Source organism: Aequitasia blattaphilus (genome assembly GCF_024721305.1).
Lineage (GTDB): Bacteria > Bacillota > Clostridia > Lachnospirales > Lachnospiraceae > Aequitasia > Aequitasia blattaphila.
Genome location: NZ_JAMXOD010000015.1, coordinates 84,390 through 91,244, shown reverse-complemented (window position 1 = coordinate 91,244; position 6,855 = coordinate 84,390). Strand labels below are relative to the sequence as shown.

At 41.5% G+C, this 6,855-nt stretch carries 6 protein-coding genes; all 6 read right to left on the bottom strand.

Translation table 11 applies throughout. The features are described from left to right. Positions 1-108: 108 nt before the first annotated feature. The 6 genes from NHH15_RS11080 to NHH15_RS11055 are packed head-to-tail and all read right to left on the bottom strand — an operon-like array spanning position 109 to position 6,851. The gene (locus tag NHH15_RS11080) at positions 109-948 is read right to left on the bottom strand and encodes a 3-hydroxyacyl-CoA dehydrogenase family protein (RefSeq protein ID WP_262066738.1); all 840 of its coding nucleotides are present in this window, start codon (positions 946-948) and stop codon (positions 109-111) included. 14 nt (positions 949-962) lie between these two features. Further along, complete coding sequence (locus NHH15_RS11075; RefSeq protein WP_262066737.1) at positions 963-1,712, bottom strand: enoyl-CoA hydratase-related protein; 750 nt, start codon at positions 1,710-1,712, stop codon at positions 963-965. A 12-nt stretch (positions 1,713-1,724) separates the two neighbouring features. After that, positions 1,725-2,921 (bottom strand): acetyl-CoA C-acetyltransferase, encoded by a 1,197-nt coding sequence (locus tag NHH15_RS11070; protein ID WP_262066736.1) that lies wholly within the window; start codon positions 2,919-2,921, stop codon positions 1,725-1,727. Positions 2,922-2,932: 11 nt separating this feature from the next. Further along, positions 2,933-4,240, bottom strand: coding sequence for an acetyl-CoA hydrolase/transferase family protein (locus NHH15_RS11065; RefSeq protein WP_276008907.1), 1,308 nt, complete (start codon positions 4,238-4,240; stop codon positions 2,933-2,935). Between the two features lie 22 nt (positions 4,241-4,262). Further along, positions 4,263-5,714: a 4-hydroxyphenylacetate 3-hydroxylase family protein gene (locus NHH15_RS11060; RefSeq protein ID WP_262066735.1), complete on the bottom strand. Its 1,452-nt coding sequence runs from the start codon at positions 5,712-5,714 to the stop codon at positions 4,263-4,265. An 18-nt stretch (positions 5,715-5,732) separates the two neighbouring features. Then, positions 5,733-6,851, bottom strand: a complete 1,119-nt coding sequence (locus NHH15_RS11055) for a 4-hydroxybutyrate dehydrogenase (protein WP_262066734.1) — start codon at positions 6,849-6,851, stop codon at positions 5,733-5,735. Positions 6,852-6,855 lie beyond the last annotated feature (4 nt).

The following is a 6,855-nucleotide window of genomic DNA, read 5'->3' as shown; positions in this document are numbered from 1 at the left end:
GTTTTACTTCTGTCTCGGCAAACTCTCTAAACAGAGTACGTGCCATTTCATGCTTCTTACTTAATTCAAAATTCACAATCTTTCCTCCTCGTTCATACGACTGGTCTGCTATTTATTGTATTCGTAGAATCCACTACCGGTTTTTACCCCAAGTTTTCTTCCTCTTACCATTTTTCTAAGGTAGGGGTGTGGGTGGTATTTTGCTTCTCCGAATTCCTTTTGTAACACTTCCATAATGGCCAGACATACATCCAGACCGATTAAATCACCCAATGCCAAGGGTCCCATCGGATGGTTCGCACCTAGCTTCATTGCGGCATCGATACCCTCTTTCGATGCGCCTCCTTCTGCATAGATTCCAATGGCCTCATTAATCATTGGTATTAAAATCCGATTTACTACAAAGCCTCCTGACTCTTCTACCTCAACGGGAACCTTTCCTATTTCCTCAACAATCCGAATAATCTTCTGAACCATTTCCTTCGGAGTGTTTAATCCCGAAATCACCTCTACTAACTTTAATACTGGTGCCGGATTAAAGAAATGCATGCCCACCACTGGGCGCCCCACATTCTGACTAATCTCAGTGATGGATAACGAAGAGGTATTCGTTGCGAAAATGCAGTCCTCTTTACAAATTTCATGAAGCTTCTGGAAGGTTTCCTGTTTCACCTCCAGGACTTCTAAAGCTGCCTCTACAATCAAATCACAGTCGAAACAGATTTCACTTGTTCCAGTTGTGATTTTATTTAATATTTGATTGCATACTTCCCTCTCCAATTTTCCTTTTTCAACTCGTTTTTCCAAAGCCTGACGAATTCGATTTTTTCCATTTTCAGCAAAGGTCTCATTTATATCACAAAGACATACTTCATATTGGTCTGTCTGTGCAAATGCCTGTGCAATCCCAGCACCCATCGTTCCTGCACCAATAATTCCGACTTTCATTTTATTTCCCCCCTTTACTTTTTTAGAAAAGCTGCCATGGCTTCCTGCTGATCCTTTGTTTCAAAACAATTTCCAAATACCTTTTCCTCTATTTTAATCGCTTCTTTCATTTCCATATGGCAGCCCTTATTAATCGCATATTTGCTGTTTTGTACTGCCACCGGTGGGTTATCCCCTATGGTTTTTGCCAGCCTTGATGCTGCTTCCATAAGCTCTTCCTTCCCATATAGCCCATTTACTAATCCAATTCGATAAGCCTCTTTCCCATCAATCGTACTTCCTGTGTAAATCAATTCTTTTGCTTTTCCACTTCCTACAATCCTTGCTAATCTCTGGGTTCCGCCAAATCCTGGAGTAATGCCAAAACACACCTCTGGCTGTCCAAACTTGGTCTCCTCTGTGCATATTCTTATATCACAGCTGATGGCCAATTCACAGCCGCCACCTAATGCCAACCCATTAATCGCCGCAATAATTGGGATTGGAAAGTTTTCCAATTCTAAAAAAATATCATTTCCACAGGCAGAAAAAGTGCGTCCCTCTTCTTTCGAAAAGGAACTCATTTCCCCTATATCTGCTCCTGCAGCGAAAGCTCTTTCTCCTGCTCCCGTTAAAATCAAGCATCTTGTCTGATTCAAATCCACTTCCCGAAGCACCGTTTTTAACTCTAACAAAAGCTTACGATTCAGCGCATTTAGCACTTTTGGCCGATTTAAGGTAATCTTGCCAACATACCCCTCCTGCTCATACGTTACACATCCCATGGTCAACTCCTCTTAGTTTTCCCTTTTCACAATTACGGTGCATCCCATTCCACCACCAATGCATAACGTAGCCAATCCATTTTTCAGATTTTCACGCTGCATCTCATGAAGCAAGGTAACAAAAATACGACAGCCTGATGCTCCAACTGGATGGCCAAGAGCAATAGCTCCACCATTTACATTTAGCTTGTGGGCATCCAAACTAAGCTCTTTTGCTACGGCTAAGGCTTGAGACGCAAAAGCTTCATTCGCTTCATAAATGTCAAAATCTTCTATGCTCATGCCTGCCTTTTTCATTGCTTTATTCGTAGAAGCTACTGGACCAATCCCCATGATTTCAGGATCAACACCTGCCAATGCACCGGTTACATAGGTAGCCATTGGAGTAATCCCCAGCTCCTTGGCTTTTTCTTCACTCATGACAACCACTGCTGCTGCACCATCATTAATGGTAGACGCATTGGCTGCTGTTACTCGTCCATCCTCTCGGAATGCCGGCCTTAATTTTCCAATTCCTTCTGTCGTTGTATTCTCCCGTGGTCCTTCATCTTCCGTTACTGTGATTGTTGTTTTTCGACTCTTTACTTCAACTGGAACAATTTCATCTTTAAATTTACCTTGCATCCTTGCTTTACAAGCCTTTTGCTGACTTTCTGCTGCAAATCGATCCAGCATCTCTCGATCTAAATCCCATTGATCACAGATATTTTCTGCCGTGATTCCCATATGATAATCATGAAACGCCTCCCATAACGCATCATGCACCATTGTATCTATCATGGTCGCATTCCCCATACGATATCCATAACGAGCCTTGTCAAGAGCATATGGTGCTTTTGACATATTCTCTGTTCCACCTGCGATCACAACATCTGCATCTCCTGTTTGAATCATTCGCGCTGCCATATTGATACTATCTAATCCCGAGCCACATACCACATTCACGGTCATAGCAGTTGTTTCAATCGGCAATCCTGCTCCTATTGCAGCCTGTCTTGCAACATTTTGTCCTTGTCCTGCCTGAATCACACATCCCATGTAGACATGATCCACATCTTCTGGCGAAATACCTGCTCTTTTCACAGCTTCCTTTATGACAATCTCACCCAGCTTTGCTGCTGGCACACTGCTGAGTGCACCACCCATAGATCCAATAGGTGTTCTGCATGCACTTGCTATTACTACTTTTTTATTTTCTACGATACCCATGTAACTCCTTTCTATCCAAAGCGACGTTCAAATTCCTCTAGAAGATAACCTTGAAATTGAGGTGCTGCAATTGCGATTAGCGCTTCCGCTCGTTGTCTCAATGTTTTTCCCTTTAACTGAGCAATCCCATATTCTGTCACAATATAATCTACGTCATTTCGGGATGTGGTCACAGCTGCACCCTCCGTAATATATGGTACAATTCTGGAAACACTTCCCTTTGAAGCCGTAGCCGGCATCGCAATAATTGTTTTCCCGTTCTTCGACATCTGTGCCCCCCGGACAAAGTCTACCTGGCCACCCACTCCCGATATTTGTTTTAACCCAATTGATTCTGAGCAAACCTGACCCATTAAATCCACCTCTACACAAGAATTAATGGATACCATATTGTCATTTTGAGCAATTACACGTGGATTATTTACATAATCCACTGGCATCATCCGTACTGCAGGATTTTTATGAACATACTGATACAACTTTTTCGTCCCCATCAAAAAGGTTGCAACACACTGTCCCTTATCAATTTGCTTGTACTTATTCGTGATGACACCAGCTTCGATTAGCTCTACAACACCGTCCGAAAACATTTCTGAGTGAATCCCTAAATCCTTTTTCTCTTTCAAAAAGAGCAGTACTGCATCTGGAATTGCCCCGATTCCCAATTGCAGGCAGTCACGATCTTTTACAAGAGATGCGATGTGTTCGCCAATCTTTTTCTCCACCTCCCCGATTTTAGGTGGTTGTAATTCAATTACTGGTTCCTCTGCCAAAACAATATAGTCTATTTCACTCAAATGAATAAAATTATCTCCCATTGTCCAAGGCATATTTTGATTCACCTGAGCAATAATAATATCAGCAGCTTCAGCCCCTGGTTTTGTATAGTCGCAAGAAAGTCCATAAGAACAATAGCCATGCTCGTCTGGCTCGCTTACGTGTATCAGTGCAACATTTCCCCGTAATGTTGTTCTGACTAATTCCGGTACCTCCGAAAAGAAAGTAGGGGTAAAATCCGCTCTTTTTTCTGCTAATGCTTTTCTCGTTGATGCACCGACGAAAATAGCATTGTGTCGGAAATGCTCTGTCATTTCTGGCTGACAGTATTTTGCCTCCCCCATAGGAACCATATGAACAACCTCAACGTCACGGTACTCATTCTCTCGTGCGCCTTCAACCATTGCATCTACTAAAACAGTAGGTTCACTGCATGCATGTCCTACCACAACACGATCTTTTGACTGAATGTGTTTGACTGCTTCTTCTGCCTTGCAGATTTTATCTGCGTACTTTTCTTTCCAGTTAATGTTTTTACCCATACTCTCTTTTCCTCACTATTTCTTATTCATCTACGTGAGCAATTGCTTTTGCCAATGCTTTTTTATGCTCTAAGTTTCCTTGACGGGCAATCATGATTCTTTGTGCCTGTGGAGAGCCTGCTCCATGCATCGATTCCGTACGATAGCCTACTGCCGCAGTTCCCAGTGCCAGGTTTTCAATTAATCTTAAAATACGTAAACGATTTTCCGTTGACACCGATCCGATTCCTTTAAAATATTTGTCAACATAAGCACCGATTTTTTCATCTTTAAAATCTTTTTCAGAAGGTGCTGTAACCAGCAGGCCGCCTGCTATATCTTCTGCCAATCTCACAATCTCATAAGGGAAACGAGTGATATTCTGCTTACAAACATTGGCCAATAGTACATCAATCATGTAATTTCCTGATGCTGTTTGATGTCCTTCTGTTGAACAGGCAATTCCGCATGAATACAATGTCTCGTTTAAATGGGTCATCTCAATTAGTTTATCCTTGATGTGAGATGCTCTTGCCACTCCATTGTGGTCTGCTGCCACTGCTGCTGCACCAATGAGTACATCACCTACACCTACCTTACATCCACCATAAGACTGGCGGTGGTATCCTGCAAAACGCTCTACCAACATCCCCGCAAAGTCCACTTCACCATTCATAAAGATTCGGTCATTTGGAACGAACACATCATCAAATACAACCAGTGCTTCTACTCCACCAAACTCTGAATTACCAACATCCAGATTACCACCTTCTAACTTACGGGTGTCACAGGACTGACGTCCTATAATCATTAGTATCCCATCGGTATCACTTGGTACTGCAAAGGAAAGAGCATAATCTTTATCATCTTCTCCCATTGCAATCGTTGGCATTACAAGAATTTCGTGAGAATTTGTCATTCCTGTCTGGTGGGCTTTCGCTCCACGTACCACAACTCCGTCTGGTCTGCGCTCCACCACATGAAGGTATAAATCTGGGTCTTCTTGCTGATGAGGTGCTTTGGAGCGATCTCCCTTTGGATCTGTCATTGCTCCATCCACTGTCAAATCATTTTCCTGAGAATACAACATAAATTTCTTGAAGTTTTCGTGGTACTTGGTTCCATATTTTTCGTCGATTTCAAAAGTAGTTGAAAAAACTGCATTAAATGCATCCATTCCTACACAACGTTGGAAACAGGCTGCGGTTTTCTGTCCGCAGAGTCTTTGCATTTTAACTTTGTTTTTTAAATCTTCCGTGCTCTGATGAATATGTGTAAAGCGATTGACTGCTTTTCCTGAATATGGTGATTCTACAACCATTAAATCCTGATATTCCGGATCTTGTGCTAAATCATATGTCATTCTCACAGAGTTTAAAGATGGTCTTAAAATAGGATGATCCACTGGATTCTCTACTTTTTCACCAAACATATAAACTTTCATATTCAATTTGCGGATGCTTTCTATGTATTGCTCACCTGTCATAAGTGCCATTGCTATTTCCTCCCTTTGCTATTTAGTGTACAGCTCACGATATATTTTCAAAATTCTTTCTCTGTCTAGTGGAACAAAATTGTTGGCTAACAATCTTTGCTGATTCTCAATAACTGAATCGGTAAAGGCTTCGATTTCCTTTTCTTCCATACCATACTCAGACAATGCCTTTTTCTGGATCAAATGATTTAATAATTTCTCCAGTTCTTCATAAATATTATCTGGGCTGCAGCCAAGAATATTTGCCATAAAACCATTGAGTCTTGCAATTTCTCCTGTTGTTTTAATTTCCATATAATTATTCATTACACCAGTAAAAATCGCGTAATTCGCTTCCCCGTGAGGCACGTGATAAGCTGCTCCAAGTGGATAGCTTAAAGCATGAACGGCTCCACATCCTGCATTTCCAAAGGCAATACCTGCATAGGTACTTGCAAGAAGAAAATCATTTAGTAATGGCAAACGAGCTTCTGGACCTGATTTTGCTATTTCCATATAGCCACGCAGAATCATTTCAATGGCTCTGTAGCCAAATAGCTTCGTCGTTTCATTTCCTTTTGGAGAGAGACTTGACTCCACTGCATGAATCAGTGCATCAATTGAGCTTGTGGCAAATACACCGAAGGGTAATCCATTCATTAACTCAGGAACAAGAACGGCACTGTCAGCATACAGCTCATCTACTGCCAATCCTTTTTTCGTCCCACGGCTGTTCAAAGCTAAAATCGAGATGTTTGTTACTTCACTTCCGGTACCACAAGTTGTGGGAACCAATATTAGCTCTCTTGCCTTTTCTGGTTTTATAACTCCATCATATAAATCCAGTACTGGTGATACCTCTTTTAATGCAAATAGTTTTGAAACATCTATCACTGTACCACCGCCAATTGCAATCACTCTTTTATACGGTTTTTTTATATCACTCCAAATGGCTTCCACCATATCATCTGTCGGCTCGCCCATGCCATACTTTTCTTGAAACAGTACATCACATCCTAATGAGAGCTGTCCGAAATAAGGTGTATAAATATACTCATTTGAAATGACCAGATCACCTTCTCCAATTTCAAAAGCATTGGCAAACTCTGCCGCTGTACTATAGTTATAAAGTACTGGTTTTATCATTAATTCTTTCATCTTA

Coding starts and splice junctions, on each gene's coding strand:
- NHH15_RS11065 (WP_276008907.1), bottom strand. CDS start 4,240: ATGGGTAAAAACATTAACTGGAAAGAAAAGTACGCAGATAAAATCTGC.
- NHH15_RS11075 (WP_262066737.1), bottom strand. CDS start 1,712: ATGGGATGTGTAACGTATGAGCAGGAGGGGTATGTTGGCAAGATTACC.
- NHH15_RS11055 (WP_262066734.1), bottom strand. CDS start 6,851: ATGAAAGAATTAATGATAAAACCAGTACTTTATAACTATAGTACAGCG.
- NHH15_RS11080 (WP_262066738.1), bottom strand. CDS start 948: ATGAAAGTCGGAATTATTGGTGCAGGAACGATGGGTGCTGGGATTGCA.
- NHH15_RS11060 (WP_262066735.1), bottom strand. CDS start 5,714: ATGGCACTTATGACAGGTGAGCAATACATAGAAAGCATCCGCAAATTG.
- NHH15_RS11070 (WP_262066736.1), bottom strand. CDS start 2,921: ATGGGTATCGTAGAAAATAAAAAAGTAGTAATAGCAAGTGCATGCAGA.